This window comes from Spirillospora sp. NBC_01491, from assembly GCF_036227065.1.
Taxonomy (GTDB): Bacteria; Actinomycetota; Actinomycetes; order Streptosporangiales; family Streptosporangiaceae; genus Spirillospora; species Spirillospora xylanilytica.
The window spans coordinates 1,004,799-1,031,710 of sequence record NZ_CP109432.1 but is presented as its reverse complement, the minus strand read 5'-3'; the positions used below and the strand labels follow the sequence as shown (position 1 = coordinate 1,031,710).

Annotated in this window: 23 protein-coding genes; 13 read left to right on the top strand and 10 right to left on the bottom strand. The window is 74.8% G+C overall.

Going from position 1 to position 26,912, the window contains the following annotated elements:
- Positions 1–170: 170 nt before the first annotated feature.
- The 4 genes from OHA34_RS04995 to OHA34_RS04980 are packed head-to-tail and all read right to left on the bottom strand — an operon-like array spanning position 171 to position 4,893.
- Entirely contained in the window at positions 171–968 is a 798-nt protein-coding gene (locus tag OHA34_RS04995) for an enoyl-CoA hydratase/isomerase family protein (protein ID WP_285942979.1), read from the bottom strand.
- Positions 965–2,134, bottom strand: coding sequence for a CaiB/BaiF CoA transferase family protein (locus OHA34_RS04990; RefSeq protein ID WP_285943826.1), 1,170 nt, complete (start codon positions 2,132–2,134; stop codon positions 965–967). Before OHA34_RS04990 ends, OHA34_RS04995 begins: the two co-directional genes overlap by 4 nt.
- 54 nt (positions 2,135–2,188) lie before the next feature.
- The gene (locus OHA34_RS04985) at positions 2,189–3,703 is read right to left on the bottom strand and encodes a class I adenylate-forming enzyme family protein (RefSeq protein ID WP_329520842.1); all 1,515 of its coding nucleotides are present in this window, start codon (positions 3,701–3,703) and stop codon (positions 2,189–2,191) included.
- The gene (locus OHA34_RS04980) at positions 3,700–4,893 is read right to left on the bottom strand and encodes an ABC transporter substrate-binding protein (RefSeq protein ID WP_329520841.1); all 1,194 of its coding nucleotides are present in this window, start codon (positions 4,891–4,893) and stop codon (positions 3,700–3,702) included. Before OHA34_RS04980 ends, OHA34_RS04985 begins: the two co-directional genes overlap by 4 nt.
- Before the next feature lie 85 nt (positions 4,894–4,978).
- Here OHA34_RS04980 and OHA34_RS04975 point away from each other — a divergent pair, with 85 nt between their 5' ends.
- A complete protein-coding gene (locus OHA34_RS04975) occupies positions 4,979–6,031 on the top strand; it encodes a LacI family DNA-binding transcriptional regulator (protein ID WP_285942982.1) in 1,053 nt (350 codons plus the stop codon).
- Between the two features lie 135 nt (positions 6,032–6,166).
- Positions 6,167–7,810, top strand: coding sequence for a glucose-6-phosphate isomerase (gene pgi / locus OHA34_RS04970; RefSeq protein WP_285942983.1), 1,644 nt, complete (start codon positions 6,167–6,169; stop codon positions 7,808–7,810).
- Positions 7,811–7,965: 155 nt separating this feature from the next.
- Here pgi and OHA34_RS04965 read toward each other — a convergent pair whose 3' ends face one another.
- The 5 genes from OHA34_RS04965 to OHA34_RS04945 form a co-directional block, all read right to left on the bottom strand.
- Positions 7,966–8,709 carry a sugar isomerase domain-containing protein gene (locus OHA34_RS04965; RefSeq protein ID WP_285942984.1) on the bottom strand — a complete coding sequence of 248 codons (744 nt, stop codon included), beginning with the start codon at positions 8,707–8,709 and terminating at the stop codon, positions 7,966–7,968.
- Positions 8,702–9,139, bottom strand: coding sequence for a PTS sugar transporter subunit IIA (locus OHA34_RS04960; RefSeq protein ID WP_285942985.1), 438 nt, complete (start codon positions 9,137–9,139; stop codon positions 8,702–8,704). The genes OHA34_RS04965 and OHA34_RS04960 overlap by 8 nt, the downstream gene beginning before the upstream one ends.
- Positions 9,136–9,438 (bottom strand): PTS sugar transporter subunit IIB, encoded by a 303-nt coding sequence (locus tag OHA34_RS04955; RefSeq protein WP_285942986.1) that lies wholly within the window; start codon positions 9,436–9,438, stop codon positions 9,136–9,138. Before OHA34_RS04955 ends, OHA34_RS04960 begins: the two co-directional genes overlap by 4 nt.
- Before the next feature lie 26 nt (positions 9,439–9,464).
- Positions 9,465–10,913, bottom strand: a complete 1,449-nt coding sequence (locus OHA34_RS04950) for a PTS ascorbate transporter subunit IIC (RefSeq protein WP_329520840.1) — start codon at positions 10,911–10,913, stop codon at positions 9,465–9,467.
- A 169-nt stretch (positions 10,914–11,082) separates the two neighbouring features.
- Positions 11,083–11,814: a GntR family transcriptional regulator gene (locus tag OHA34_RS04945; RefSeq protein WP_285942988.1), complete on the bottom strand. Its 732-nt coding sequence runs from the start codon at positions 11,812–11,814 to the stop codon at positions 11,083–11,085.
- A gap of 186 nt (positions 11,815–12,000) precedes the next feature.
- On the opposite strand from OHA34_RS04945, the gene OHA34_RS04940 reads away from it, so the two are divergent.
- From OHA34_RS04940 to OHA34_RS04915, 6 genes are all read left to right on the top strand, one after another.
- Positions 12,001–13,329, top strand: coding sequence for a hypothetical protein (locus OHA34_RS04940; protein WP_329520839.1), 1,329 nt, complete (start codon positions 12,001–12,003; stop codon positions 13,327–13,329).
- A gap of 158 nt (positions 13,330–13,487) precedes the next feature.
- Complete coding sequence (locus OHA34_RS04935) at positions 13,488–14,687, top strand: PfkB family carbohydrate kinase (RefSeq protein WP_329520838.1); 1,200 nt, start codon at positions 13,488–13,490, stop codon at positions 14,685–14,687.
- Between the two features lie 3 nt (positions 14,688–14,690).
- Entirely contained in the window at positions 14,691–16,040 is a 1,350-nt protein-coding gene (locus OHA34_RS04930) for an extracellular solute-binding protein (protein WP_329520837.1), read from the top strand.
- Positions 16,037–16,966: a carbohydrate ABC transporter permease gene (locus tag OHA34_RS04925; RefSeq protein ID WP_329520836.1), complete on the top strand. Its 930-nt coding sequence runs from the start codon at positions 16,037–16,039 to the stop codon at positions 16,964–16,966. Before OHA34_RS04930 ends, OHA34_RS04925 begins: the two co-directional genes overlap by 4 nt.
- Entirely contained in the window at positions 16,963–17,754 is a 792-nt protein-coding gene (locus tag OHA34_RS04920; protein WP_285942993.1) for a carbohydrate ABC transporter permease, read from the top strand. The genes OHA34_RS04925 and OHA34_RS04920 overlap by 4 nt, the downstream gene beginning before the upstream one ends.
- 21 nt (positions 17,755–17,775) lie before the next feature.
- A complete protein-coding gene (locus OHA34_RS04915) occupies positions 17,776–20,457 on the top strand; it encodes a sugar-binding protein (protein ID WP_329520835.1) in 2,682 nt (893 codons plus the stop codon).
- A 59-nt stretch (positions 20,458–20,516) separates the two neighbouring features.
- Here OHA34_RS04915 and OHA34_RS04910 read toward each other — a convergent pair whose 3' ends face one another.
- Positions 20,517–21,455 carry an AraC family transcriptional regulator gene (locus OHA34_RS04910; protein WP_329520834.1) on the bottom strand — a complete coding sequence of 313 codons (939 nt, stop codon included), beginning with the start codon at positions 21,453–21,455 and terminating at the stop codon, positions 20,517–20,519.
- A gap of 81 nt (positions 21,456–21,536) precedes the next feature.
- On the opposite strand from OHA34_RS04910, the gene OHA34_RS04905 reads away from it, so the two are divergent.
- Genes OHA34_RS04905 through OHA34_RS04885 form a run of 5 tightly spaced genes read left to right on the top strand, consistent with a single transcriptional unit; the run spans position 21,537 to position 26,894 of the window.
- Positions 21,537–22,376, top strand: a complete 840-nt coding sequence (locus OHA34_RS04905) for an NAD(P)H-binding protein (RefSeq protein ID WP_329520833.1) — start codon at positions 21,537–21,539, stop codon at positions 22,374–22,376.
- 24 nt (positions 22,377–22,400) lie between these two features.
- A complete protein-coding gene (locus tag OHA34_RS04900; protein ID WP_285942997.1) occupies positions 22,401–22,904 on the top strand; it encodes an anthrone oxygenase family protein in 504 nt (167 codons plus the stop codon).
- A 55-nt stretch (positions 22,905–22,959) separates the two neighbouring features.
- Complete coding sequence (locus OHA34_RS04895; RefSeq protein WP_329520832.1) at positions 22,960–24,468, top strand: AMP-binding protein; 1,509 nt, start codon at positions 22,960–22,962, stop codon at positions 24,466–24,468.
- A 37-nt stretch (positions 24,469–24,505) separates the two neighbouring features.
- Complete coding sequence (locus tag OHA34_RS04890) at positions 24,506–25,876, top strand: serine hydrolase domain-containing protein (RefSeq protein WP_329520831.1); 1,371 nt, start codon at positions 24,506–24,508, stop codon at positions 25,874–25,876.
- Entirely contained in the window at positions 25,863–26,894 is a 1,032-nt protein-coding gene (locus OHA34_RS04885; protein WP_285943000.1) for a DUF2804 domain-containing protein, read from the top strand. The genes OHA34_RS04890 and OHA34_RS04885 overlap by 14 nt, the downstream gene beginning before the upstream one ends.
- Positions 26,895–26,912: the final 18 nt, after the last annotated feature.

Below are 26,912 nucleotides of genomic sequence, written 5' to 3'. Positions count from 1 at the left end.
GCGCCGCCGGTCCGGCGCGGGCCGATCCTATGCCGACCCCGCGGGCCCCTCAGCTCCCCCGGGCCGTCAACCGCGCGGACAGGTCAGCCGGACCTCGATGTGCTCGTTGCCAGGACGAGATCGGCGTCCCGGGCGGGTCCCCGCCTGGGACGATGCCGGCGGTGTTCATGTCAGCGACCATGGAAGACGGCTTCGCGCTTCTCCAGGAACGCGGCGACTCCTTCCTGCGCGTCCGCCGTCGTGTACAGCCACGACAGCACCTGCTGCTCGCGGGTGAGCGCGGCGGCCTGCCCGGTCTCCAGCCCGTCGTCGACCAGCCGCTTGGCCTCCCGCGCCGCCAGCGGCGCCTGCCGCGCGATGGTCCCGGCCAGCTCGAGCGCGCGGGGGAGCAGCTCGTCCGCCTCCACCACGGCGGTGACCAGGCGCAGGTCGCGCGCCTCCGGCGCCTTGATCCGGCGGCCCGTCAGCACCAGCTCCTTGGCCACCCGCGCGCCCACCGCCCGGGTCAGCCGGACGGTGCCGCCCCCGCCGGGCAGCAGCCCGAGCGAGATTTCCGGCAGCCCGAACCGCGCCGCGGTGGAGGCCACGATCAGGTCGCAGCACAGCGCCACCTCGAAGCCGCCGCCGAGCGCGTACCCGTTCACCGCCGCGACCGTCGGCTGCGGCAGCGCCGCGAGCTGGTCGAACACGCTCCGCGACAGCTTCTGGTAGTCGTCGAACGCGGTCCGGCCCACGCCGGAGTACTCGTTGAGGTCGGCCCCGGCGATGAAGCCCCGGCCGGTGCCGGTGAGCACCAGCACCCGCACGTCCTCGTCGGACCGCAGCCGGGTGAGATAGCCGCCGAGCGCCTCGACCATGCCCCGCGACAGCGCGCCGAGCGCGGCCTCGCGGTCCACCCGGAGCACCGCGACGCCGTTCCCGCGGGTCTCGGCGAGGTGCTCGTGGATCCGCGTCTCCGCGCCGCTCACGCGATCACGCCGTCCGCGCGCAGCGCCGCGATCCGCTCGTCCGGCAGCAGCTCGCCGAGGACCTCGCCGGTGTGCTCGCCGATCGCCGGCGGCGCGTACCGCATCCGCCACGGGGTCTCCGACATCCGGATCGGGCAGCCGATCAGCTCGATCTCACCCGCCACCGCGTGCCGGGCCCGCACGATCAGGTCCGACCCGTCGGCGCGCAGCTCGTCCACGGCCTCCTTGGTGTCGCGCACCCGCGCGCACCACACGCCCGCCGGGAGCAGCGTGTCGAGCCACTCCCGGGTGGTCCGCTGCGCGCTGCGCAGCTCGAGCAGCCGCTTGGCCTCGTCGCGGTCGGCGAAGGCGTCCAGCTCCGCGACCTCGGGGGCGCCGAACAGCGGGCCCACCACCTCCAGCGGCGCCATCGCCACCGCGAGCCACCCGTCGGACGCGCGGTAGATGCCGAACGGCGCGTCCAGCCACGCCTGCCCGACGCCCTCGGCCGACCGGGAGAACTCGCGGTCCTGGTTGACCATCGAGGAGATCTCCTGGCACTGGAGCGCGATCGCGGTCGAGTACAGGTCGACCTCGACCCGCTGCCCGACGCCGTGCCGCTCCCGCGCCACCAGCGCGGCGAGGATCCCGTTCGACAGCGTCAGCGCCGTCGCGGCGTCCACCACCGCGGTGCCCGCCGGGGTGGGCGGGTCGCCGGCCCGGCCGCCGTTGGCCGCCAGCCCCGACATCGCCTGGATCAGCAGGTCCTGCCCCGGCCGGCCCTCCCGCGCGTAGCGGGTGTCCTGCCCCCAGCCCGAGCCCGAGCAGTAGATGATGTCGGGCTTCACCGCGCGGAAGTCGTCGTAGCCGAGGCCGCGCTTGGCGAGCACGCCGGGGCGGAAGTTCTCCACCACCACGTCGCAGGTCGCGGCCAGCTCCAGCAGCGCCGCGCGCACGTCCGGCGAGCGCAGGTCCATCGCCACCGACCGCTTGTTGCGGTTCATCGCCAGGAAGGCCGCCGAGTCGCCGCCGACCAGCCCGCCCTGAAGGTTCAGGCCCCGCTCCCACTCGCCGTCCAGCCGCTCGACCTTGATCACATCGGCGCCGAGGTCGGCCAGCAGCTGGGTCCCGTACGGGCCGAGCATCATCTGCGTGAAGTCGAGGATGCGGACACCCTCCAGTGCCATGGGCACGTGATCTCCTCCTGTGCGTGTTTCCGGAATCTGCGTGGTGTCGAAATCTCAGAACCAGGCGCGCAGAAGGCGCCTGGCGACCTTGCCCGTGCTGTTCTGCGGCAGCTCGTCCGCGAAGACGATCCGCCGGGGCTTCTTGTATCCGGCCAGCCGCGCCGCGCAGGCGCGCAGCACGTCGTCCTCGGTCACCGCGGCGCCGGGCCGCGGCACCACCGCCGCGGCGACCGTCTCGCCCCACGTCGCGTCGGGGACGCCGAGCACCGCGACCTCCGCCACGCCGTCCAGCGCGGCGATCGCCCGCTCCACCTCGCCGGGGTGCACGGTGTAGCCGCCGGTGACGATCACCTCGCTGCGCCGCCCGGCCAGGTGCAGGTAGCCGCCCGCGTCGACGAAGCCGAGGTCGCCGGTCCGGAACACGCCGCCGGTGAGCGCCGCCGCCGACGCGGCCTCGTCGTTCCAGTAGCCCGGCATGATCTGCGGTCCGCTCACCGCGAGCTCGCCGGTCTCCCCGGCCGGCAGCGGCGCGCCGTCCCCGTCCAGGACCGAGAGCCGCACCGACGCGACCGGACGGCCCGCCGACGCCAGCCGCGCGGCGTCGCCGGAGGCGTGGTCGCCGGGCGCGAGCACGGTCAGCGGCGCCAGCGCCTCGCTCAGCCCGTAGAACTGGTGCAGCACGTCGCCGAACGCGTCCCGGGCGCGCAGCAGCGCCGGCACCGAGATCGGCGCGGCGCCGTAGACGATCGCGCGCAGCGCGGCGGGGCGCGCGCCCCGCTCCACCGCGGCGGCGGTGAGCCGCTCCAGCATGGTCGGCACCATCGGCATCGCCGTGACCGCGTGCCGCTCGGCCGCCTCGAGCACCGCGCCCGCGTCGAACCGGGCCAGCGGCAGCGCCGCCGCCCCGGCCAGCGTGTACGCCGACCCGACCGAGCCGCCGAAGTGGCTCATCGGCGCGGTGTGCAGTACCACGTCGCCGGGGCCGACCGGCGGCAGCGCCGCCCACATCGCCTCCAGCATCGCCGCCCACGCGGCGCCGGTCACCCGCGCGCCCTTCGGGCGGCCGGTGCTCCCCGAGGTGTACATCAGTGCGGCCAGGCCGTCCGCCGGCCCCTCGCCCGGCCCGCCGGGAGGGCCGGTGAACAGGGCGCCGAGGCCCGCGTCCGGCGTGATCACGCGGCAGCCCGCCGGGAGCCCGGCCAGCGCCCCGGCGATCCGGGACTCGCAGACGATCGCGCCGGGCGCGCAGTCGGCCGCGATCGCGCCGATCTCCTCCGGGTGCAGCCGGGTGCCGACCGCGACCCGGACGAGGCCGCCGAGCCAGATCCCGTGCTCCAGCGGCAGCGTCTCGGCGCGGTTATCCAGCGCGATCAGCACCCGGTCGCCCGGCCGCAGCCCGAGCCGTGCCAGCGCCCCCGCCGCCGCGCGGGCCCGCGCGCCCAGCTCGGCGAAATCGGCCGTCCCGGCACCGGCGGTCCCGGCGCCCGCCGGTCCGCCGCCGGCCAGCACCGCCGGGTGCGCGGCGTACCGGCGGTGCGCGGCGGCGACCAGGTCGGCCAGCGGGTTCACCGGCCGTGCTCCGCGTACGTCGCCGCGCACACCTCGCTCGCGCGGGCGGCCAGCTCCGCCGCGCCCGCGCCCGCGCCGGCCAGCCGGTGCAGCTCGTCGCCGACCCGCTTGTGGACGAGCGGGTACACCGGGTCGCGCGGCCGGACGAACGCGCGGTCGAGGGTGGCGAGCGTGCCGGAGAAGAAGCCGCCGTTCGCGGCGTCCACGGCGGGGTCGGTCCACGCGTCGCGGTTGCCGGGCTGCCCGCCCGAGCGGACGTACTCCCCGCGCTGGCAGGCGGAGCCGACCACGTGCTCCAGGAAGCGGGCGGCGGCCTCCGGCTCCCGGCTCCGCGCCGACACCGCGAGGCCGACGCCGCCGAGCAGCGACCCGGCGGGCCCGCCGTCCGGCGACGGGATTCCGGCGAAGCGCACGCCGCGCCGCCCGGCCTCGGGCCGCGCGTAGTTGACGTACCCGAACACGATCGGCGCGTAGGCGACGTCGTCGCCGCCGCTCATCCGGTCGAGCACGCCGATCGGGTCCAGCTCCAGGGAGGACGGGCCGGCGAGGGCCAGCAGCCGCAGCAGCCGTTCGGACGCCGGGACGGCGACCTCGGGGTCGAACCCCTCCGGGCCGAGCCAGCCGGACCGGCCGCCCGCCTCCTGCGAGCAGAGCGTGAGCAGGGCGCACAGCAGATGCGTCGGGTTGGCGGGGAGCACCGCCCGTCCGGCCGGCATCGCCTCCATCAGCTCGATCACCCCGTCCCACGACCGGGGCGGGGCGTCCCAGCCCAGGTCCGCCAGCAGGTCGGGCCGGTACGCCGACACCTGGGCCGCCGCGTCCATGGCCACCGCCCACTGGCCGCCGCCCCAGGTGTAGCTGGCGTGGCTCGGGCCGACCGACGCCGTGCGCTGCGCCTCCAGCACCGCCGCGGGCAGGATCTCGCCGAGCGGTACCAGGGCGGACGTGGCGTGCGCCTGCCCGACGTAGGGGTGGTCCATCGCCACCAGGTCGTAGCGGGCGGCCAGCTCGGCCACCGGCACGTCCTCGAACTCGCGCAGCGAGCGCGAGTCCCAGGTGATGCTCAGGTCCGGGCGGGTGGCGGTGTAGGCGGCCGACACCGCCCGCAGGCACCCGATCCCGCGCTGGTGGTCCCAGGCCATCCCGTGCAGCGTGGTCACCGGGCCGCCGGGACGGGGTGCGTCCCGCATAGCCGACTCCATGATCGACCCTCCTCGCAGGCAGATGGGGTAGTAGGTCGGTAAATCGTTTTACCGATGCCGTACGCTCGCAGGCATGCCCGAGCGCTGTCAACCCACCGACGACCCGCCGCCGCCCGCCGCCGGCCGCGCGAAGATCAGCGACGTGGCCAGGGCCGCCGGGGTGAGCCCCGCGGTGGTGTCCCGGCTGCTGCGCGGCGACGCGGCCCTGCGCATCCGCGAGGAGACCCGGCTCCGGGTGCTCGCCGTCGCCGAGGAGCTGCGGTACACCCCGAACGAGGTGGCCCGCGCGCTGCGCAGCTCCGCGGTCGGCATCCTCGGGATGGCGGTGCACGACACCAGCAACCCGGTCTACAGCGAGATCCTCGCCGGGGCGCAGGCCGAGGCGAGCGCCGCCGGGTACGCGCTGCTCCTGGCCGACGCCGACGAGCTGGCCCGCACCGGCCGGGCGTTCGAGAAGCTGGTGCGCGGCAACCGGATCGACGGGCTGCTGCTCCAGCGCGGCCCCGGCGGGTCGGACGCGACCGTCGCCAAGGTCGTGTCGACCCGGCTGCCGCTGCTGCTGGTCAACGACCGCACCCGCGGCGAGGTCGGCAGCGTCGGGCTCGACGACGAGGCCGCGACCTACCTGGCCACCCGCCACCTGACCGGGCTCGGGCACACCCGCGTCGCGCACCTGCACCTGGGCATGCCGCGGGGCCGCTCGGCCGCGCGGACCCGGGGCTGGCGGCGGGCGCTGGAGGAGGCCGGCCTGCCCGAGGGCCCCCAGCTGCGCGGCGGGCACACCACCGCCGACGGGCAGCGCGCGATGGACCGGCTGGAGCCGGGCGCCGCGACCGGCGTGGTGGTCAGCAACGTGCTCGCCGCCGTCGGCGCGATGAGCTCCGCGCGCGAGCGGGGCCTGCGGGTCCCCGGGGACGTGTCGGTCGTCGCCGTCCACGACGTGTTCTTCGCCCCGCACCTGACCCCGCCGCTCACCGTGGTCCGGATGCCGCTGCGCGAGCTCGGCCGCCGCTCGGCCGCCGCGCTGCTCCGCCAGCTCGGCGGCGAGCCCGCCCCGCACGAGGTGGTCGACGATCCGCCGCCCGAGCTGGTCGTCCGCGGGTCCACCGGGCCGCCGGACCGCTGACCGGCCGTCCCGGATCGCGGGACGCTTGGTCCCGCGGACGCCCGCCGACCTATGATCTCCGTGGGCCGGCGGCGGCGCGCCGGGGGAGCCGGGAGCCGCCCGCGCCGGTCAGGCACGCGAGGGGATGAGGGGCAGATGGCTGATATCACCGAGGCGCCCGAGTGGTCGGCGCTGGCCGACCACCAGCAGGCGCTGTCCGGACGGCACCTGCGGGAGCTGTTCGCGGACGACCCGGAGCGGGCCGCGCGGATGACGGTGACCGCGGGGGACCTCTTCCTCGACTACTCCAAGCACCGGGTCACCGGCGAGACGCTCGGGCTGCTGGTGGCGCTGGCCGAGCGCGCCGGGCTGCGCGGGCGGATCGAGGCGATGTTCGGCGGCGAGCACATCAACGCCAGCGAGGACCGGGCCGTCCTGCACACCGCGCTGCGGCTGCCGCGCGGCGCCGCGCTGACCGTGGACGGGCAGGACGTCGCCGCCGACGTGCACGCGGTGCTCGACCGGATGGAGGCGTTCGCCGGGCGGGTCCGCTCGGGCGAGTGGACCGGCTTCACCGGCCGGCCCATCCGGACGGTCGTCAACATCGGCATCGGCGGCTCCGACCTCGGCCCGGCGATGGCCTACGAGGCGCTGCGCGACTACGCCGACGCCGGGATCTCCTGCCGCTTCGTCTCCAACGTCGACCCGGCCGACATCACCGGCACGCTGGCCGCGCTCGACCCCGAGGAGACCCTGTTCGTCATCAGCTCCAAGACGTTCGGGACGCTGGAGACGCTGACCAACGCCAAGGTCGCCCGGCAGTGGCTGGTCGACCGCCTCGGTGACGACAAGGCGGTCTCGCGGCACTTCGTGGCGGTGTCGACCAACGCCGAGCGGGTCGCCGGGTTCGGCATCGACACCGGCAACATGTTCGGGTTCTGGGACTGGGTGGGCGGGCGCTACTCCTTCGACGGCGCGATCGGGCTGTCGCTGATGCTGGCCATCGGCGCGGGCCGGTTCCGCGAGATGCTCGCCGGGTTCCACACCGTCGACGAGCACTTCCGCACCGCGCCGTTCGAGGCCAACATGCCGGTGCTGATGGGGATGCTCGGCGTCTGGTACACCGACTTCTTCGGCGCGCAGACCCGCGCCGTCCTGCCGTACGCGCAGCGGCTGGCGCGGTTCCCCGCCTACCTCCAGCAGCTCACGATGGAGTCCAACGGCAAGTCGGTGCGGGCCGACGGGGCGCCGGTCGTGGCGCAGACCGGCGAGATCTTCTGGGGCGAGCCGGGCACCAACGGGCAGCACGCCTTCTACCAGCTCCTGCACCAGGGCACCCGGCTGGTCCCCGCCGACTTCATCGGCTTCGCCGAGCCGTTCGAGGACGCCTCGGCCGGCGGTCCGGGCATGCACGACCTGCTGGCCGCCAACCTGTTCGCCCAGACCTCGGCGCTGGCGTTCGGCAAGACCGCCGACGAGATCGCCGCCGAGGGCGCGCCCGCCGCGGTCGTGCCGCACAAGGTGATGCCGGGCAACCGGCCGACCGGCACGATCCTGGTGCCGAGGCTCACCCCGTCCACCCTGGGGCAGCTCGTCGCGCTGTACGAGCACATCGTGTTCGTCGAGGGCGCGATCTGGGGGATCGACTCCTTCGACCAGTGGGGCGTCGAGCTCGGCAAGGTGATGGCAGGCGACCTCACGCCCGCGCTGACCGGTGCCGAGCCCCCCGCGTCGGCTCCGGACCCGTCCACCGCCGCGCTGGTGCGCCGCTACCGCGAGCTGCGGGGCCGCGCGGTCTGACGCCCCGCCCCGCGCCCCGCGCCCCGGGCCCGGCGCGCACCGCGAGGCGCGCACCGCGAGGCGCGTACCGGGCCCGGCGCGGACGTGGCGGTGCCCCCCGCCCGGGGGGACACCGCCACGCATGGACCGCCGTTCCGCGCGGGCGGCGCCGCCGCTCAGGTCCCGGCCGACAGCTCCGGGACGCGGTGCCGGTAGCGGGCCAGGAGCTCCTGGTTGACCGCGTCGCCGCCGGGCACGTTCGCGCTGGTCCAGCGGGGCAGCTCGGTGCCGCGCGCGGAGGCGAGGTCGTCGAGGTCGGCCAGCACCCGCGACCACGCGTACGCGGCCAGGATCGTCGACACCGCCGCCGTGCGCGGCGCCCCGCCCGGGTGCACGACGTCGCCCGGGGGGACGCGGGTGTCGAGCACCACCCCGGCGTGGTCGGCGAGGCTGGTCTCGGTGCGCGCGGAGGCGGCCCGCGAGGCCGGCACCGAGGTCACCGCGATCACCGGCACGTTCCGGGCCGCGCACTCCTGCGCGATCTCGACCGGGTACGGGTTGCGCCCGCTGGTGGAGAACACCACCGCCACATCGGGCGGGGCGGGCGCGGCGGCCTCGGCGACCGCGCGCCCGACCCCGTCCTGGCGCTCGGCGCGGGTGCTGCGCACGGCGTCGTCGAGGGGGAAGACGCGCGGGTCCCAGATCGGCCGGACCGGGGCGAGGCCCCCGGCCCGGTAGAACGTCTCGCACACCATCGCCAGCGAGTGCCCCGCCCCGGCGACGTGCACGATGCCGTCGGCCTCGATCGCCTCCAGCAGCAGGAGCGCGGCGGTGCGGGCGGCGTCCGCGCCGTGCGCGTCGAAGTCGTCGAGCAGAGTCCGCACCTGGTCGGGGAGGCGGGGCCGGGGGGAGTCAGGCATCGCGCAGCGCCTCCTCGAGGGCGCGGGTCAGCGCGTCCTCGTCCGAGGCGCCGCGGAGCCGGTCCGCGAGCCCGGCCGACAGAGCGCGGGCCAGCGTCGACAGGGTCCCGACGTGGGAGTCGGGGTCGGGCGTGCAGAAGGCCAGGAGCAGGTCGACGGGGTCGTTGTCGGGGTGGCCGAACTCGACCGGCGCCGCCAGCCGGGTCACGCCGACGCCGACCGCCAGCCCGCCCTCCTCGGGGCGGGCGTGCACGAGCGCGAGGCCCTTGGCCAGCACGATGTACGGGCCGTTCTCCTCCACCACCCGGACGCAGGCGTCCGGGTAGCCCTCGCCCGCCGCGCCCGCCTCGACCAGGCCCCGCGCCGCCCGCCGGACCGCTTCGCGCCAGTCCGCCGGGGTCGCGCCGTCGGTCGCGGTCAGCACCGTCACGCCAGCCAGCCCTTCTCGGTCAGCCGCTCGCGCAGCTGCGCCTCCAGGCCCTCCTTGTCGAGGAAGTCGCTGATGGTGATCACGACGGGGGCCAGCTCGGCGATCTCGCTGGTGTGCATGCCCTGCCCGATGATCACGTCGGGGCTCATCCCGCGCGCGGCGGACACGTCGGTGTTCTCCACCCGGGCCTCCACGCCGAGGGCGCGCAGCGCGTCCTCGGCGGTCATCCTCAGGATGAGGCTGGTGCCCATGCCCAGGCCGCAGACGGCGAGGACCTCCAGTTGCCGGTCGAGTGCCATCTCAGTACCCCTCTCGTCTCTCGTTGTCAGCCCTTGTCCAGGGAGGTCTTGTTCCCGGACGCGGCGGTCTCCGCCGCCGCCTCCGCCTCTGCCGCGGCGCGGCTCTCGCGGCGGCCGAGGATCAGCAGGGTCGCGGCCGTGGCGGCCAGCGCGACGACCGGGATGGCCCACACCGACGCGCCGCCGATGACCGGGTCGGTGGCCTTGAGCAGCCAGGCGATCGCGTACCAGTCGGGGTCGGCGAGGGCCGACAGCTCCGGCGCGGTCTTCTCGAACAGGCCCCAGGTGACGGCCTGCCCGATCGCCAGGACCAGGCCGCTGATCACGCCGCCGAGCACCGCGCCGCGCCAGCCCGCGACCACGTTGCCGAACACCCCGGCCGCGCCGCCCACGAAGAACAGCATGATCATGGGCGGGGCGAGGGTGAACCAGCCGGCCCCCGCGAACACCCCCAGGCAGACCAGGAACACCCCGGTCGAGGTCACGAAGCCGACCATCACCGAGGTCGGCGCCACCGGGAAGATCGTCGGCGCGTCCAGCGCCGGGCGGGTGCCGGGGATCACCCGGTCGCTGAAGCCCTTGAACGCCGGGACGATCTCGCCGAGGAACATCCGCACGCCGAACATCAGGATCGCGATGCCGCCGGCGAACCGCAGGCCGACCAGCAGCGCCCACACCCACGGGGACAGCTTCGGGTCGAGCTCGGCGGCGGCCTTGGTCACCACCCCGTGGTCGGCGAACGCGACCGCCACCAGCATGATCACCGAGATGATCAGCGCGGTGCTGACGTTGACGTCCTTGAAGAACGAGAGCTGGCGGGGCAGCTTGAGCTTCTCGGTGTCGTGCTTGTCGCGGCTGCCGAGCGGCTTGGCCGCGTAGCCGGTGAGCAGGGCGGTCAGCGAGCTGGTGTGCGCGAAGCCGAACCGGTCGTCGGGCATCACCTTGCGCATCAGCGGGCGCATCCAGAGCGGCTGGACGGTCCAGTACGCGGCCACGAACCCGGCGCCGCACAGCACCAGCGTGAGCTGGTCGGCGTCCGGCGCGATGGTGACCAGCGAGGCGACCGTGACCGTGCTGACCCAGAACATCAGGTGCCCGGTCAGGTACAGGTAGCGGGCGGCCGGGAACAGCCGGACGATCGCCACGTGCAGCAGGAACGCCACGGTGATGACCAGCGCGATCGTGCCGCCCTGCGAGCCCAGGAAGTCGTTGAGCGAGTGGTCGGCCTTCGGCGGCGTGGAGTTCATCGCGCTGGCCAGCACGGTCTGGAAGCTGGTCAGCCCGCCGGTGAAGATCTCCACGCCGATGAAAAGGATCACCACCCCGATGGTGGCGCGCAGCGCCCCGGCGAGGGTGTCCTCGAAGCGTTTGCGCTGGAGCAGCAGCCCGGCGAGCGTGATCAGCCCGATCAGGATGGGCACCTGGCCGAACACGTTGTCGGCCAGGAAGGTGAGGACGTCTTTGACGAAGTCCATGGTGCACCTCACTAAAGGGGGTTGGAGATTTGCGCTGTCGCCCCCGTCAGCGCGGATGGATCCTGACGGTCGGGTCGCGGCGTTCTGATGTTCCGGTGGTACTGATGGTGTTCCGGTGGTCCCGGTGGTCCGGGTGGTGTTCCGGCGGCCGTGGTGGAGTCCGGCGCCGTCAGTGCGGCGGCGGGCGCAGGTCGAGCTGGAGCCGGTAGCGGTCCCCCCGGTAGAGGGACCTGACGTACTCCAGCGGGCCGCCCTCCTCGTCCCGCGTCACCCGTTCGAAGAGGAACACCGGCGAGTGCACCGGCACGCCGAGCTCGGCGGCCTCCTCGGCGGTGGTGACGCTCGGCTCGATCGTCTCGGTGCCCGAGGCGATCTCCACGCCGCCGGAGCGGAGCAGGTCGTAGAACGACCGGCCCTCCAGGTCCTGCCGGCGCAGGTCCGGCAGGAGGCGGCGCGGCAGGTAGAGCGTCTCGATCGCCATGGTGGCGCCGTCGGCGAGCCGGAGCCGCCGAATGGTAAATACCTCTTCGACGGGGGAGAGGGCCAGCCTCCTGCCGATCCGGGCCCCCGCGGTCTCGGTCCGGAACGACAGGACGCGGCCGTCCGGGCGCATCCCGCGCCGCCGCATGTCCTCGGTGAAGGAGGTCATGGTCAGCGGCACCGCGATCCTGGGCTCGGCCACGTAGGTGCCGCTCCCGTGGCGCCGTTCGAGCAGGCCGTCGTTGACCAGCCCGTCGATCGCCGCGCGCAGCGTCGGGCGGGAGACGCCGAGCTCCTCGGCCAGCCGGCGCTCGGAGGACAGGGCGTCGCCGACGCCCAGCTCGTCCAGCATGGCGAGCAGCTCGCGCCGCACGACCTGCCGTTTGGTGCTCCCGTTGGCCGGTTCGCCACTGGATAGCACGCCTGTCACCTCCTGGAGCGCCGATAGTGCGTCCGGTCACTGTATGTCCGGTTCGGCGACTGGTCAATACCACTTTGGCGATGTTTGCCGTGGCGGGCGCCGCCGCGCGGATCTACGGTCGTCGCAGGTCGGCTGAGGTCCGTGCGACGGAAGCGCGGTGAGGAAGGCGGCGGGATGAGAAGGATCGTGAGGGGTGCCGTGGCGTTGGCGCTGCCGCTGGTGCTGCCGGTGGCCCTGGGCGCCGCACCGGCGCGGGCGGACGGCGCGGACGGCGCGGGAGGTGCGGGTGGCTGGCGGCTGGTGAACGCCGAGTCGTTCGACCGGCCGCTGGACGACCGGAAGGCCCCCTGGTTCAGCGACGGCGACGGGCCGGGCAGCCCCTACGACGTCGACATGTACGACAACGACGGTGCCTACTTCGAGACCGTCGGCGGCCCGGCGTTCAAGCAGCAGCTCGCGAAGATGAGCACCTACCGCAAGTCGTTCCCGTTCGGGGACGGCGGCTGGCTCACGGCCGAGCTCGCGGCCCGCGACACCGACGGCGACGGCCGTCCGGACGGGGCGCCCACGCTCACCTCGCGCAGGGGCGTCGCGCAGATGGACGAGCCCGGCCACCAGGGCGGGGTGGTCATCCGCTCGACCAGGGCGCTGCCCGCCGAGTACCGGGTGGAGATGACCCTGCGCGGCCTCGACTTCGGGGGGCAGCGCAACGGCTCGTGGGACTACCCCGACGGGCGGGTCAACGGGTACTCGCCGGAGGGCTGCAAGACCAACTTCCCGTGGGCCTCGGGCGGCGACTTCTCCCGGCCCGAGTGCGAGTGGGCCGACGTCCGCACCGACTCCAACGGGTTCTACTACCTGGGGATCATGGACTACGAGCGGCCCGCGCCGCACAACAACGTGTTCATCCACGGGCACCGCAAGGTCGCCATGGACTCCTACAACCGCTACAAGTACGCGGGGTCGGGGCTTCGCTACTGCAACCCCGCGACCAAGCAGTACGAGCAGTACTCCGCCGGCACCGGCAACGGCGTCAACGCGATCTTCATGACCGACGACCGCCGCTACCCGACGATGCCCGGCACCGAGTACCTCATGCCGAGCGAGTGCGGTTTCGCCAAGGCCGGCGCGATCGTGTCCCAGGTCGACCTGAAGCCCGAGCTGCTGCCGGAGGAGAGCTACCGGTTCGCCGTCGAGCGGCGGGACGGCGCTTACACGATGGAGATGTCGGGCGTCTTCGCGCACACCGGCCGCGCCACCTTCCGCTACACCCGCGCGTTCGTCCAGGACGGCGAGCCGATCTGGCACTACAACCAGACGCCGGGCGAGTACGACGGCCGGTTCAACGGCGAGTGGACGTGGCAGGGACCGGGCGGAACGGTCACCGACCGTGACGTGTGGCCCGCCGGATCGGCCTATCCCGACCGGTTCGTCATCGGCGACCCGCACATGAACTTCTACGAGGGCAAGGCGCAGGTGGACGACGTGCGGATGTACGTCCCGTCACACCGGTAACACCCCGGCCGAAGGCCCCGCGGCGGTCCGCGGGGCCTTCGGTCGTCCACGGCGGGGGATTCGGACAAGATCTGATCACAGGACGGTACGGGAGGTGTGGCCGGCGGCACCGCCGGAAAGGCTCCCGGCGTCGATGTCCGCCTCGGTGTGGAGGCGCCGTGACCGTGACCGAGACCCACGTCGAGCATCCCTACCCCCCGCCCCCGGCCCTACCCCCGTTCTCACCCCCGCTGCCGTCCGCGGCCCCGACCGGTGCCCCCGGCCGCCCGCCCGAACCCTCGCTCGCCGACCCGTGCGCCGGACGGGAGCCCGCGGGGGAGCTGCTGCACGGCGGCGCTCCCGCGCGCGGCCTGGACGTGTTCCTGAGCGGTTCGGTGTTCATGGACATGATCTTCACCGGGCTGGCGGGCCTGCCGCCGCCCGGCACCGAGGTCGTCACCGACGGCCTCGGCTCGGCGCCCGGCGGCGTCGCCAACATCGCGGTCGCGATGAGCCGGCTCGGCCTGCGGGTCGGGCTGGCGGCCCCGTTCGGGGACGACCTGTTCGGCTCCTACCTGTGGCGGACCCTCGCCGAGCAGGAGGGCGTCGACCTCGGCCGGTCCCGGCGGCTGCCCGGCTGGTCCACGCCGGTGACGGTGTCGCTGGCCTACGCCGCCGACCGCAGCATGGTCACCTTCGCGCGGCCCGTCCCGCACCCGGCCGGCGACCTGCTGGACGGGCCGCCGCCCGCGGCGCGGGCCTGCTTCGTCGACATCGACCGGCCCGTCCCGCCGTGGGCGGCCGGGATGCGCGCCGCGGGCGCGCTGGTCTTCGCCGACCTCGGCTGGGACCCGACCGGGGCCTGGTCGGCGGACGTGCTCGACCGGCTGGAGCACGTGGACGTGTTCCTGCCGAACGCGGCCGAGGCGATGGCCTACACCCGGACCGGCAGCCCCGAGGACGCCGCGGCGGCGCTCGCCCGGCGGGTCCCGGTCGTGGTGGTCAAGCGCGGCGGCGACGGCGCGGTGGCGATCGACTCGGCGACCGGGGAGCGGGCCGAGACCCCGGCGCTGCCGGTCGAGGCGCTCGACGCGACCGGCGCGGGCGACGTGTTCGGCGCCGGGTTCGTGTTCGCGACCCTGGCGGGCCTCCCGCTCGCCGAGCGGCTGCGGTTCGCCAACCTGTGCGCGGGGCTGTCGGTGCGGCACCGCAGCGGCTCGCTCGGCTCCCCGTGCTGGGGCGAGATCGCCGCGTTCGGCGAGTCCGGCGAGGTCCCCGAGTCGGTGCTCGCCGACTACGCCTTCGTCGTCCCGTTCATCCCCGACGCGCCGGACGACACGGTCGTCCGGGCCGAGCCGACCCTTCGGAAGGAGCCGTAGGAGATGCTGAAGCCGGTTGGGAGGCTGCTCGCGGCCTCGGTCCTGGTGGCGGGCGCCGCGGCGTGCGCGCCCGGGGCGGACGGCGGCAGGCCCGGAGGCAGGGCGCCGTCGGAGGTGAGCACCGAGGTGGCCAAGGCGGGCCAGGTGACCCTCACCGTCTGGGACCAGGAGGTGCAGGGCGGGCAGCGCGCGCAGATCGAGCGGCTCAACGCCGGCTTCCAGGCGAAGTACCCCAACGTGAGGATCCACCGGGTGGCCCGGTCGTTCTCCGACCTCCAGAAGACGCTGCGGCTCGCGCTGTCGGGCGGCGACCCGCCCGACGTCGTGCAGGCCAACCAGGGGTACGCGTCGATGGGCCAGTTCGTGAAGGCCGGGATGCTGCTGCCCCTCACCCCCTACGACCGGGTCTACGGGTGGAGGAAGCGCTATCCCAAGGCCCTGACCGACCTCAACAGCGTCAGCCCCGACGGCAGGTCGATCGGCACCGGCGACCTGTACGGTGTGTCGCTGAACGGCGAGATCGTCGGCATCTACGTCAACCGCGAGAAGCTGGCCCGCCTCGGGATCGGGCCGCCGCGGACGTGGGCCGAGTTCGAGCGCGCGCTCGCCGCCGCCAAGGGCAAGGGCGAGCTGCCCGTCGTGTTCGGCAATCTGGAGAAGCTCCCGGCGATGCAGACCTATGGGGTGATCCAGGACCAGCTCGCCGGGAAGGACCCGGTGCGGTCGCTGATCTTCGGCACGGGCGGGAAGTGGACCGACGGCCCGAACGTCCAGGCCGCGCGAACCCTCGCGGACTGGGCCGAGCGGGGCTACTTCAACAAGGACGCCAACGCCGTGAAGTGGGACGACACCCCGGTCGACTTCGCCAAGGGCCAGGGCGTCTTCATGATCGGCGGGAACTGGTGGGCCGCCGACCTCCAGAAGAAGATGGGCGCCAAGGCCGGCTTCATGGCGCCGCCGCCCGCCCAGGCGGGCGCGCCGCCGACGACGATGGGCGGCGAGTCGCTGCCGTTCTCGATCACCTCCAAGTCCAGGCATCCCGACGTCGCCGCCGCCTACATCGACTACATCACCTCACCGCAGGCCATGGACGTGTCGGTCGAGACGGGCAACCTGCCCGCGCTCGCCGCCCCGTCCAAGCGGCCCGAGGGCGCCTTGACCAAGGACGTCGCGGCGGCGTGGGCGGAGCTCAGCAAGGGCGACGGGATCACCCCGTACATCGACTACGCGACCCCCGGCCTCGCCGACACCCTCGGCGGCCCGCTCCAGGAGCTGATCGCGGGGAGGACCACCCCGGAGAAGGCGCTGGAGGCCGCGCAGCGCGACTACGAAGAATTCCTGAAGGGCAAGTGAGCCTCCGCACGCCGCGGGCCCGCCCCCCGCACGGGCGCCCGCCCGGCGAGCCGCGCACCATCGGCTGGCTGTACGTGCTGCCCGCGCTGCTGGTGTACGCCGTGTTCCTGCTCTGGCCGCTCGTCCGCGGCGTCTGGTTCTCGCTGTACGACTGGGACGGGGTGAGCGCGGGGACCTGGGCGGGCCTGTCCAACTACGCCGAGACGCTGACCGACCCGTCCCTGCGCGCCGCGTTCGGGCACGCGCTGATCCTGGCCGTCTTCTACGCGATCGTCCCGTGCCTGATCGCGTTCGTGCTGGTCGCGATCATCTCCCGGACCCGGGTGCGCGGGCTGGCGGTCTTCCGCACGGTGCTGTTCCTGCCGCAGGTGGTCGCGATGGTCGCGGTGGCGGTCGCCTGGCAGTGGGTCTACTCCGCGGACGGCCCGGTCAACACCGTCCTGCGCGGGCTGCACCGGCTCGGGCTGCCGGACTGGTCGCGCGGCTGGCTCGGCGACTTCACCTTCGCGCTCCCGGCGGTCGGGCTGATCGGCACCTGGGTCGAGATCGGGCTGGCGATGGTGCTGTTCCTGGCCGGGGTGCAGAAGATCCCCCGCGAGCTGTTCGAGGCGGCGCGGATCGACGGCGCCGGGCCGGTGCGCGAGTTCCTGGCCGTCACCCTGCCCGCCCTGCGGCGCGAGCTGGCGGTCGCGCTGACGCTGACCACGATCGCGGCGCTGCGCAACTTCGACCTGGTCTACATCACCACCAAGGGCGGCCCCGGCGACTCGACCAAGGTCCCCGCCTACGAGGTCTACAACCGGGCGTTCAACACCGGCGAGGTCGGGCTGGCCTGCGCGATCGGGGTCACCCTGGCGGTGCTGGTGTTCGCCGTCACCGCGGCCGTCGGGCGGCTCGCCGAGGGCCGGCCGGGGGAGGCGCCGTGATCTCCGCGCGCGAGCGGTGGCTGAACCACGCGATCCTGGTCGTCTTCGCGGTGATCGCGCTGTTCCCGATGATCGGGGTGGTGGCGACGGCGCTGAGTCTCCCGGACGCCGATCCGGGGGTGTTCGCGGACGCCTGGCGCGAGGGCCACTTCGCCCTCTACCTGCGCAACAGCCTGATCGTCAGCACCGTCACCGTGGTGGCCGGGACGCTGCTGTCGATCACCGCCGGGTACGCGCTCGGCGCGCTGCGCTTCCGCGGCTCGGGCCCGCTGTTCCTGCTGTTCCTGGCCGGGCTGACCATCCCGACCGAGGCCGTGGTGGTCCCGCTCTACTTCGACCTGCGCTCGGCGGGCCTGGACAACACCTACGCCGGGGTGATCCTGCCGCAGACCGCGCAGTCGGTGGCGTTCGGCGCGTTCTGGATGCGCGCCTACTTCCGGGGCGTGCCGCGCTCGCTGCTGGAGGCGGCCCGGATGGACGGCGCGTCGAGCTGGACCACGCTGTGGCGGGTGCTGGTGCCGATGGGCCGCCCGGCGATCCTCACCATGGTCGTGCTGACCTCGATGTGGACCTGGAACGAGTTCCTGCTGCCGCTGGTGATCCTCAACGCCGACGACGGGGTCCGTACCGCGCCGCTCGGGCTGTCGTTCTTCCAGGGCGGCCACCAGACCGACTACGCGCTTTTGATGGCCGGCGCGCTGATCATCGCGGCGCCCATCGTGGCCGTCTACCTCTTCCTGCAACGGCACTTCATCGCGGGCATGCTCTCGGGGGCCATCAAGGAGTAGGGACCGACCACAGGAGCGTTCATGAGGAGACTCGCCCTACCCGTCATCGCCGCCGCGCTCGCCGCGTGGCTCGTTCCCGCGCCCCCGAGCGCGGCCGACCCGCCGCCACCCGCTCCGGCCGCCGCCCGGCACACCGGCGACGGGCGGCTGGACGTGCTGTTCGTCGGCGCCCACCCCGACGACGAGGCAGGATCGCTCTCGACCCTCGGCCAGTGGGGCGAGGACGCGGGCGCCAGGGTCGGCGTGCTCACCGTCACCCGCGGCGAGGGCGGCGGGAACGCGGCGGGCACCGAGGAGGGACCGCCCCTCGGCCTGCTCCGCGAGGACGAGGAGCGGCGCGCGGTGGGGAAGGCCGGCGTCCGGGACGTCCACTACCTCGACAAGGTCGACTTCTACTACACCGTCAGCACGCCGCTGACCCAGGACGTCTGGGACCACGCCGCGTCCCTGGAGAAGGTCGTGCGGGTGGTCCGCGAGACCCGGCCCAAGGTGATCGTCACGATGGAGCCCGCGCCGCTGCCCGGCCAGCACGGCAACCACCAGGAGGCGGCCCGGCTCGCGTCCGAGGCGTACTTCGCCGCCGCCGATCCCCGGGTGCTGCCGGGCGTGCGCACCTGGGCGCCCGGACGGCTGTTCACCAGCGGCGGCGCGTCCGGGCCGGCCGGCTCCGCGTGCGCGAGCGCGTTCACGCCGGACGACCCCGGCGCGGTCGTGTACGGGGTGTGGGGCGGGCGCGCGTCCGCCCGCAACGGCGGGAAGACCTGGGCGCAGGTCGAGCGCGAGGCGCAGCGGGTGTACGTCAGCCAGGGCTGGGGCGGGTTCCCGGACGCGCCGTCCGATCCGGGCGAGATCGGCTGCGACTACTTCACCCAGGCGCACAGCCGGGTGCCGTTCACCCCGGGGAACCGGGACGCGGCGGCGATGCTCGAGGGCGCGCTCGCCCCGGCCGCCGGGGGACTCCCGGCCGGCACCGGGTTCTCCCTGACCACCGGCTCGTTCGGCGTCACCGCCGGCGGCGCGTTCACGGTGACCGCGCACGCCCGCTCGCCCAAGGCCCTGCCGGACGCGAAGGCCGCGCTCTCGGTCCCGCGCGGGTGGACGGTCTCGGGCTCGGGCGCACTCGGCACGGTCGGCGGCGGCAGGGAGCGCACCGCCACGTTCACCGTCCGGCCGCCCGCCACGGCGGGCCCCGGCCGCGTCCGGATCGAAGGGGCGCTGCGGAGCGCGCGCGGGAGCGGCGGCACGGCGACGTCCGTGGAGGTGAGGCCGGAGGTCACCGGCGCGCTGGAACCGCTGCCCCGCGTCGCCGACTTCGACGGCTGGGCGGCCCGCACCGGGCTCCCCGCGACGACCGGCAGGGTGAAGCGCGTCCTGACCCTCGGGTCGGGCCGGTCCCGCGAGGTGCGCGTCGACCTCGCCAACGCCACCGGCTCGGCGCGGTCGGGCACCGTCACCCTGGGCCTGCCGAAGGGCTTCGCCGCCGCGCCCGCCTCCAGGCCGTACGAGCTGGCGGCCGGGAGGACCGGCTCGGTGACCTTCACCGTGACCAACACCGACGCCGCGCTCCCGACGTCCAACGCGGGCGGCGACGGCGGCGACTACCCGGTCACCGTCACCACGACCGGCGGTCCGGGCACGCCCGACCGGCAGCGGGGCGCGCTCGAGCTCGTCCCGGTGGCCGAGCTGCCCAAGGCCGCGGCCGCCCCCACCGTGGACGGCAGGGAGGAGCCCGGCGAGTATCCCGGCAAGGCACTGGACCTGTCGCGCCTGTGGGAGGGCACGGCCTGCGGCTCGGCCGCGGACTGCTCGGCCACCGGCAAGGTGACCTGGACCGATGACGCGCTGCACGTGCTGGTCGCCGTGCGCGACGACACGCCCGGCACGGTGCTCGGCGCCGACGACTGCAAGCGGCACTGGCGCACCGACGCGGTCGAGATCGGGATCGACCCGCGCGGCGACTCGGAGAACACCTCCACCACGTTCAAGACCGGGATCCTCCCGAGGACGTCGGACGGCGGGCCGTGCTTCGAGCGCGACGCCGACCACCACCAGGGCGCGGGGCCCGAGACGGCGCCCGGCATGCGGGTCGCGGCGACGGTCTCCGAGCCGTACACCGGCTACACGGTCGAGGCGGAGATCCCGTTCAGGGCGCTGCCCGCCGCCGTCGACCCCGAGCGGATGGGCCTGGACCTGTTCGTCTACGACTCCGACACCCGGGACAAGACCGGCCAGACCCGGATCGGCTGGTCCACGTGGGGCGGGGTGCAGGGCGACCCGTACCGCTGGGGCCTGGCCGCCCTGCCCGGCCATACCCCGCCGCCCGGCCTGCCCACCGCCGCCCCGCCGCCGGTGATGCCGACGGACGCGGCGGCGTCGGTGAACTCGCCGCAGTCCATCGTCCAGGCCGCCGGGACCGGCATCCCGCTCGCGGGCGGGCCCGCCGCGCCGCCGTCCGACACGGCCCGGATCGTGGGCCGCCCCGCGGTCTCCGGCGGGACCACCACGTTCCGGTTCCGCGCGACCGGGCCGGGCACCGCCTACGCGCACGTCTGGGACGGCAAGGTCCTCGGCACCAAGAAGATCACTGTCGCGGGCGCCGGGACCCGCTCGGTGACCCTCCCGGGCGCGACCGGCGTGCTCGCGGTCGCGTTCCAGGCGAGAGGAGGCGGCACCGCCAGCTCCACCGCCCGCCTCACCGGCTGATCGCCGAGCCGCCGAGCCGCCGCGCTGGCCGTACTGCCGGTGCGGCGGCTCGCCGCCGGTCAGGCAGAGGCGCCCGTGCGGTACTCCTGCGGGCTGAGGCCGCGTTCGCGCTTGAACGCCGTGCTGAGCGCGAACGCGTCGCCGTAGCCGACCCGGCGGGCCACCGCGTCGAGCGTGGCGTCGGTCTCCCGGAGCAGGTCGGCGGCCTGCGCGAGGCGCACGCCGGTCAGGTACGCCATGGGCGGCTCGCCGACCAACCGGCCGAACCGCTGCGCGAGCGCCGCGCGGGAGACGCCCGCCTCGGCCGCGAGCCCGGCCACCGTCCAGGGCCGGGCCAGGTCGCGGTGCAGCAGCTTCAGCACCGGCCCGACGACCGGGTCGCCGTGCGCCCGGTACCAGCCGGGCGCGGCGGCGCCCGGACGGGAGAACCAGGCGCGCAGCGCCGCGATGAGCAGCAGGTCGAGCAGCCGGTCGAGCACCACGTCCTGCCCCGGCTCGTCCTTGACGATCTCCTGCCCGAGCAGGCCGGGCAGCGGCGAGTCGAAGGTCTCGCCGGGCACCACCAGCATCGCGGGCAGCGCGGCGAGCAGCCGCCGGGTGACCGCGCCGCGCAGCTGGTAGGTGCCGATGAGCATCTCGGCCGGCCCGTCCGGGTCGGTGCCCCACGCGCGCACGCCGAGGTCCATCGCCTCCGCGAGGCTCACCCCGTCGGGCGTGGTGCAGTGCTGCCCGGGATGGATCACGACCTGCGGCGGCGTCGCGGGGTCGTCGGCCACGGTGTACGGGCCCGGCCCGCGGACGATCGCGATGTCGCCCGGCCGCACCTGCACCGGCGGGCCGCCGTCCGGCAGCATCCAGGCCTCGCCGCGGACCATCACCAGCAGGGTGAGCGGCGCCTCGTCCCGGATCCGCACGGACCAGGGCGGCGCGAGCGTCGAGCGGAGCATGAACGCCCCTCGGGCGCGGGGCCCGTCCAGCAGATCGGCGAGCGCGTCCATGCGCGTCACTCTAGACGCTCGGACATGGTGGCGAGCTTCTCGGCGATGGTGGCCCGACCTGCCCGCCTGTTGACTGAGGGCATGACCAAGCACACGAACGACACCGGCCTGACCCTGGTACTCGGCGGGACGGGCAAGACCGGCCGCCGGGTGGCGGAGCGGCTGGAGGCCCTCGGCGTCCCGGTGCGGATCGGCTCCCGGACCGCCGACCGGCCCTTCGACTGGACCGACGAGGGGACCTGGGCGCCCGCGCTCCGCGACGCCGCCGCGGTCTACCTCGTCTACTACCCGGACCTCGCGGCGCCCGGCGCCCCCGCCGCGATCGCGGCGTTCACCGCCGCCGCCGAGGCGGCCGGGGTCCGCCGGGTGGTGCTCCTGTCGGGGCGCGGCGAGGAGGAGGCGCGGGCGTGCGAGGAGATCGTGCGCGCGTCCGGCCTCGCCTGGACGATCGTGCGGGCGAGCTGGTTCGCCCAGAACTTCAGCGAGGACTACCTCCTGGACCCGGTGCGGGGCGGCGAGGTCGTCCTCCCGGCCGGGGACGTGCCCGAGCCGTTCGTGGACGCCGGCGACATCGCCGACGTGGCCGCGGCGGCGCTGACGCAGGACGGGCACGCCGGGCGGGTGTACGAGCTGACCGGCCCCCGCGCGCTCACCTTCGCCGAGGCCGTCGCCGAGATCGCCGGGGCCGCCGGGCGGGACGTGCGGTACGTCCGGGTGACGCCGGAGGAGTACGCCGGTGCGCTGGAGGGGCACGGCGTGCCCGCCGAGGTCGCCGGCCTGCTGACCTACCTGTTCACCACGGTGCTCGACGGCCGCAACTCCGGGGTCGGTGACGGCGTGCGCCGCGCCCTCGGCCGCGATGCCCGGGACTTCGCCGACTACGCGCGGGAGACCGCGGCCACCGGTGTCTGGAACGCCTGAGTACTCCGAAAGGACATCGTGCCCATGAGATCCGCGCTCACCGCCGTCACGGCGGCCCTGTCGTTCCTGATGGCCGCCGGGATGGCCGGCACCTTCTTCGCCTTCTCGGTCGGGGTGATGCCGGGCCTGAACGCGACCCGGGCGACGTCGGCGATCGCCGCGATGCAGGCGATCAACCAGAGGATCCAGAACCCGCTGTTCCTCGGCGCCTTCATGCTGGCGCCGGTGCTGGCGGTGATCGCGGGGGTGCTGCTGCTGACGGCGGGCCAGAAGTCCGCCGCGCTGCTGTTCTTCGCCGCGGCGGCGGTGTACTTCGTCGGCGCCTTCATGCCGACCGTCGTGGTCAACGTGCCGATGAACAACGACCTGGACGCCGTCAAGGTCCCGTCCGACCTCGCGGAGGCCGCCGGGATCTGGTCGGACTACTCGGGGCGCTGGACGCTCTGGAACGGGGTCAGGGCGCTGTTCTCCTTCGGCGGCGTGCTGCTGATGGGCTACGGCGCGTATCTGTGGGGCCGGGACTCCTGATCCCCGATGTGCTTGGGTGGTGTGACGTGGAACACGCTCTCCGGGAGGACCGCCCATGGCCGTCGCCACCGCATCCAACGCCGCGTCCCGGCCCGGTGAGATCGCCCTGCGGGACGAGCGGAGAGAGCTGACCTGGGCACAGGCCGACGACCTGCTCAACCGCGCGGTGAACGCGCTGCTGCCGCTCGGGCCGGGGACGCGGGTCGCGGTGTACGCCGAGAACTCCGCCGAGACGGTCCTCGCCCACGTGGCGGGCCTGCTGGCCGGGATGTCGGTGGTGCCGGTCAACTTCCACCTCACCGCCGCCGAGACCGCCTACATCCTCGGTGACTCCCGGGCGGCCCTGCTGCTCACCGGGCCGGAGAACGCCGCGCGGGCGGTGGAGGCCGCGCGGCTGGCGGGGATCTCCCGCGTCATCGCCTGGCGCTGCCGGGACGTCCCGGGAGCCGAGCCCTGGGAGGACGTGCTCGCCGCCGCGTCCCCCGCCGAGCCGCCGTCCGACCTGGAGCCGCGGCCCAACCTGCTCTACACCTCCGGGACCACGGGCGTGCCCAAGGGCGCCCCGCTGCCGCCCAACATGTTCGCGGGCGGCCGCACGATCGCCGAGCACGTCGAGGCCCTCCGCGAGCAGCCCCTGACGATGCTCGGCCCGCACCTGGCCGTCAGCCCGCTGTACCACACCGGCCCGCTGATCGGCGTGCGCGCGTTCGCCGCCGGGAACGAGCTGGGGGTGCTCGGCCGGTTCGACGCCGAGCGGGTGCTCCGCGCGATCGACCGGTGGCGGCCCCTGGCCTCGGTGATGGTGCCGACCCACTTCGTCCGGCTGCTGGAGCTGCCGCGGGCCGTCCGGGACCGGTACGACCCGTCCAGCCTCGCGCTCGTCGCGCACACCGGATCGTCCTGCCCGGTCGAGGTCAAGCGCGCCATGATCGAGTGGTGGGGGCCGGTGCTCGTCGAGGCCTACGGCGCGACCGAGGCCGGCACCGTCGCCGTGATCGACTCATCCGACTGGCTGGCCCGTCCCGGCTCGGTCGGACGGCCCGTCCCGCCGTTCGAGACCCTCGTGGTGGACGAGGCGGGCGACCCGGTCCCGGCCGGCACCGAGGGCCGGCTGTACTTCCGCGACCCCACCGGCCGGGGCGTCCTGTACGAGGGCGACCCGGACAAGACCGCCGCCGCCCACCTGGAGCCGGGCGTCTTCACTCTCGGCGAGATCGGCTACGTCGACGCCGACGGGTTCGTCTACCTCACCGACCGCTTCTCCGACATGGTCGTCTCGGGCGGCGTGAACCTCTACCCGGCCGAGGCCGAGAAGGTCCTGTTCGAGCATCCGGGCGTGGCCGACGCCGCCTGCGTCGGCGTCCCGCACCCGGAGATGGGCGAGGAGCTGAAGGCCGTGGTGGTCGCCCGCGACGGGGCGGTCACCGAGGACGAGCTGATCGCGTTCTGCCGCGACCGCCTCACCCACTTCAAGTGCCCGCGCTCGGTCGACTTCGTCGCCGAACTGCCGCGCACCGAGATGGGCAAGCTGAACAAGCGGGAACTGCGCGCCCCGTACTGGTAGAACGCGAAGGCAAGGAGAGCCGAACGAGAGGACGACGATGTCATTGCTGCCCGGAACCGAACGCGCGCTGCTCAGGCGGATCGCGGTGGCCCAGGCCGAGGAGCGGGCGCCGTCGGTGTCGGCCGCGGTGGTGCGCGACGGCCGCGCGGTCTGGTCGGGCGGGCGCGGCCGGGTGGACGGGCGGGCCCCCGACGCCGGCACCCAGTACCGCGTCGGCTCCATCACCAAGACGTTCGTGGGCGTGCTGGTGATGCGGCTCCGCGACGAGGGCCTGATCGACCTGAACGACCCGCTCGACCGGCACCTGCCCGGCACGGCCGTGGGCGACCGCACGATCGGCCAGCTCCTGGCGCACAGCGGGGGGCTCGCCGCCGAACCGCCCGGCGAGTGGTGGGAACGCACCCCGGGAGGGGAGTGGGACGCCCTGAACGCCTCACTCGGCAAGGACGCGGTCCGGCACCGCGCCGGGCGGCGGTTCCACTACACCAACGTCGGGTTCGGGGTGCTCGGGCAGCTCGTGGCGGTCCTGCGCCGCACCGAGTGGACCACCGCGCTGCGCGAGGAGATCCTCCGCCCGCTGGAGATGGCGCGGACGACCACGCGTCCCGAGGCGCCGCACGCCGCCGGGCTCGCGGTGCACCCGTGGGCCGACGCCGTCCTCGACGAGCCCGAGCACGACGCCGCGGCGATGGCCCCCGCCGGGCAGCTCTGGTCGACCGCCGGCGACATGGCCCGCTGGGCGGCGTTCGTCGGCGGCGACACCGGGGGGGTGCTCGGCCCCGACACGATCGCCGAGATGCGCGAGCCCGCCGTGGTGGAGGATGCCCTGACCTGGACCTCCGGCTACGGCCTCGGGATCCAGCTCCTGCGCGACCGCGGGATGCGGCTGGCCGGGCACACCGGCTCGATGCCCGGGTTCCGCGCCGCGGTGTGGGCCGAGCCGGGCGAGGGCATCGGCGCCGTCGTGCTGTCCAACTCCACCGCCGGGATCGCCATCGGCGGCCTCGCCGCCGACCTGGTGCACCTCGTCGCCGAGCTGGAGCCGGGCCTGCCCGCCGAGTGGACGCCGATGGACGACCCCGATCCGGCGCTGCTCGCGCTGACCGGGCCCTGGTACTGGGGCCCGGCACCGTACACGCTGCGGCTGCTCCCGGACGGGTGGCTGTCGCTCGTCCCGTCCGCGAAGCGCGCGCCCGGCGGGCGGTTCCGGCCCGAGGGCGACGGCACGTGGACGGGCCTGGACGGCTACCACCAGGGGGAGACCCTGCGCGTCGTCCGGCGCGCCGACGGCACGGTGAGCCACCTCGACGTGAACACCTTCGTGTTCACCCGCGAGCCCTACGACCCGTCCGCGCCCGTCCCCGGCGGCCTCGACCCCCGCGGCTGGAGGGGCGATGCCGGAGCGTGAGATCACCGGCCCGGTCGACCTGTGCCTGCCGGACGGGCGGCTGAACCCGGCCGCCGCAGGCTGGTCACGGTCGCCCGTGCACCGCGCCAACCTGCGCGGCTGGGGGCGGACGAAACGCTGGGAGTACTGGTGCGTCACCACGCCCCGGCACCTGATCGCGCTGACGGTGAGCGACCTCGACTACCTGGCGCTCAGCAGCGTCTACTTCCTGGAGTACGGGGGACGCGAGTTCGAGCGCTCGGCGATCGCGCCGTTCGCCCTCGGCGTGAGCCTGCCCGAGCGCATCGCCGGGGCGGGCGGCGCCGACGTGACGGTCGGCCCGGAGCGCCCGACCGGCGGGCGCGTCCGCGTCGCGATCCGGAAGGCGCCCGGCGGCACCCGCCTGCGCGCGCGGTGCGTCACCCCCGACGGGCTGCCGGTCGAGGCGGACCTGACGGTCGGCCTGCCTGACGGGCACGAGACGCTCAGCGTGGTGGTGCCGTGGAGCGACGACCGGTTCCAGTACACCTCCAAGCACACGGCGCGCCCGGCCTCCGGGAGCGTCCGGATCGGCACCGAGGAGTACGCGTTCGGCGAGGACGCGTGGGGCGTCCTGGACCACGGGCGGGGCCGCTGGCCGCGCGCCGTCACCTGGAACTGGGGCGCCGCGTCCGGGCGCACCGGGGGACGCCTCGTCGGGCTCCAGCTCGGCGGGAGGTGGACCGAGGGGACGGGCACGACCGAGAACGCGCTCTGCGTCGACGGCCGGCTCACCAAGATCGGCGAGGAGCTCGACTGGCGCTACGACCTCGCCGACCCGCTGGCCCCGTGGACGATCCGGACGCCCGACGCGGAGCTGGTCGACCTGACCTTCGCCCCGTTCCACGACCGGACGGCCCGGATCGACACCGGCCTGCTCGCCAACCGCACCGACCAGTGCTTCGGCCGCTACTCGGGGCGGATCCGCACCGCCGCCGGCGAGGACGTCCAGGTCGACGGCCTGCTCGGCTGGGCCGAGGAGGTCCGGATGCGCTGGTAGCGCCGGGCACGGCCCCAG

Coding starts and splice junctions, on each gene's coding strand:
- OHA34_RS04980 (WP_329520841.1), bottom strand. CDS start 4,893: ATGCGGGACGCACCCCGTCCCGGCGGCCCGGTGACCACGCTGCACGGG.
- OHA34_RS04950 (WP_329520840.1), bottom strand. CDS start 10,913: ATGGACTTCGTCAAAGACGTCCTCACCTTCCTGGCCGACAACGTGTTC.
- OHA34_RS04890 (WP_329520831.1), top strand. CDS start 24,506: ATGTCATTGCTGCCCGGAACCGAACGCGCGCTGCTCAGGCGGATCGCG.
- OHA34_RS04905 (WP_329520833.1), top strand. CDS start 21,537: ATGACCAAGCACACGAACGACACCGGCCTGACCCTGGTACTCGGCGGG.
- OHA34_RS04930 (WP_329520837.1), top strand. CDS start 14,691: ATGCTGAAGCCGGTTGGGAGGCTGCTCGCGGCCTCGGTCCTGGTGGCG.
- OHA34_RS04910 (WP_329520834.1), bottom strand. CDS start 21,455: ATGGACGCGCTCGCCGATCTGCTGGACGGGCCCCGCGCCCGAGGGGCG.
- OHA34_RS04965 (WP_285942984.1), bottom strand. CDS start 8,709: ATGCCTGACTCCCCCCGGCCCCGCCTCCCCGACCAGGTGCGGACTCTG.
- pgi (WP_285942983.1), top strand. CDS start 6,167: ATGGCTGATATCACCGAGGCGCCCGAGTGGTCGGCGCTGGCCGACCAC.
- OHA34_RS04915 (WP_329520835.1), top strand. CDS start 17,776: ATGAGGAGACTCGCCCTACCCGTCATCGCCGCCGCGCTCGCCGCGTGG.
- OHA34_RS04990 (WP_285943826.1), bottom strand. CDS start 2,134: ATGGCACTGGAGGGTGTCCGCATCCTCGACTTCACGCAGATGATGCTC.
- OHA34_RS04900 (WP_285942997.1), top strand. CDS start 22,401: ATGAGATCCGCGCTCACCGCCGTCACGGCGGCCCTGTCGTTCCTGATG.
- OHA34_RS04975 (WP_285942982.1), top strand. CDS start 4,979: ATGCCCGAGCGCTGTCAACCCACCGACGACCCGCCGCCGCCCGCCGCC.
- OHA34_RS04885 (WP_285943000.1), top strand. CDS start 25,863: ATGCCGGAGCGTGAGATCACCGGCCCGGTCGACCTGTGCCTGCCGGAC.
- OHA34_RS04955 (WP_285942986.1), bottom strand. CDS start 9,438: ATGGCACTCGACCGGCAACTGGAGGTCCTCGCCGTCTGCGGCCTGGGC.
- OHA34_RS04895 (WP_329520832.1), top strand. CDS start 22,960: ATGGCCGTCGCCACCGCATCCAACGCCGCGTCCCGGCCCGGTGAGATC.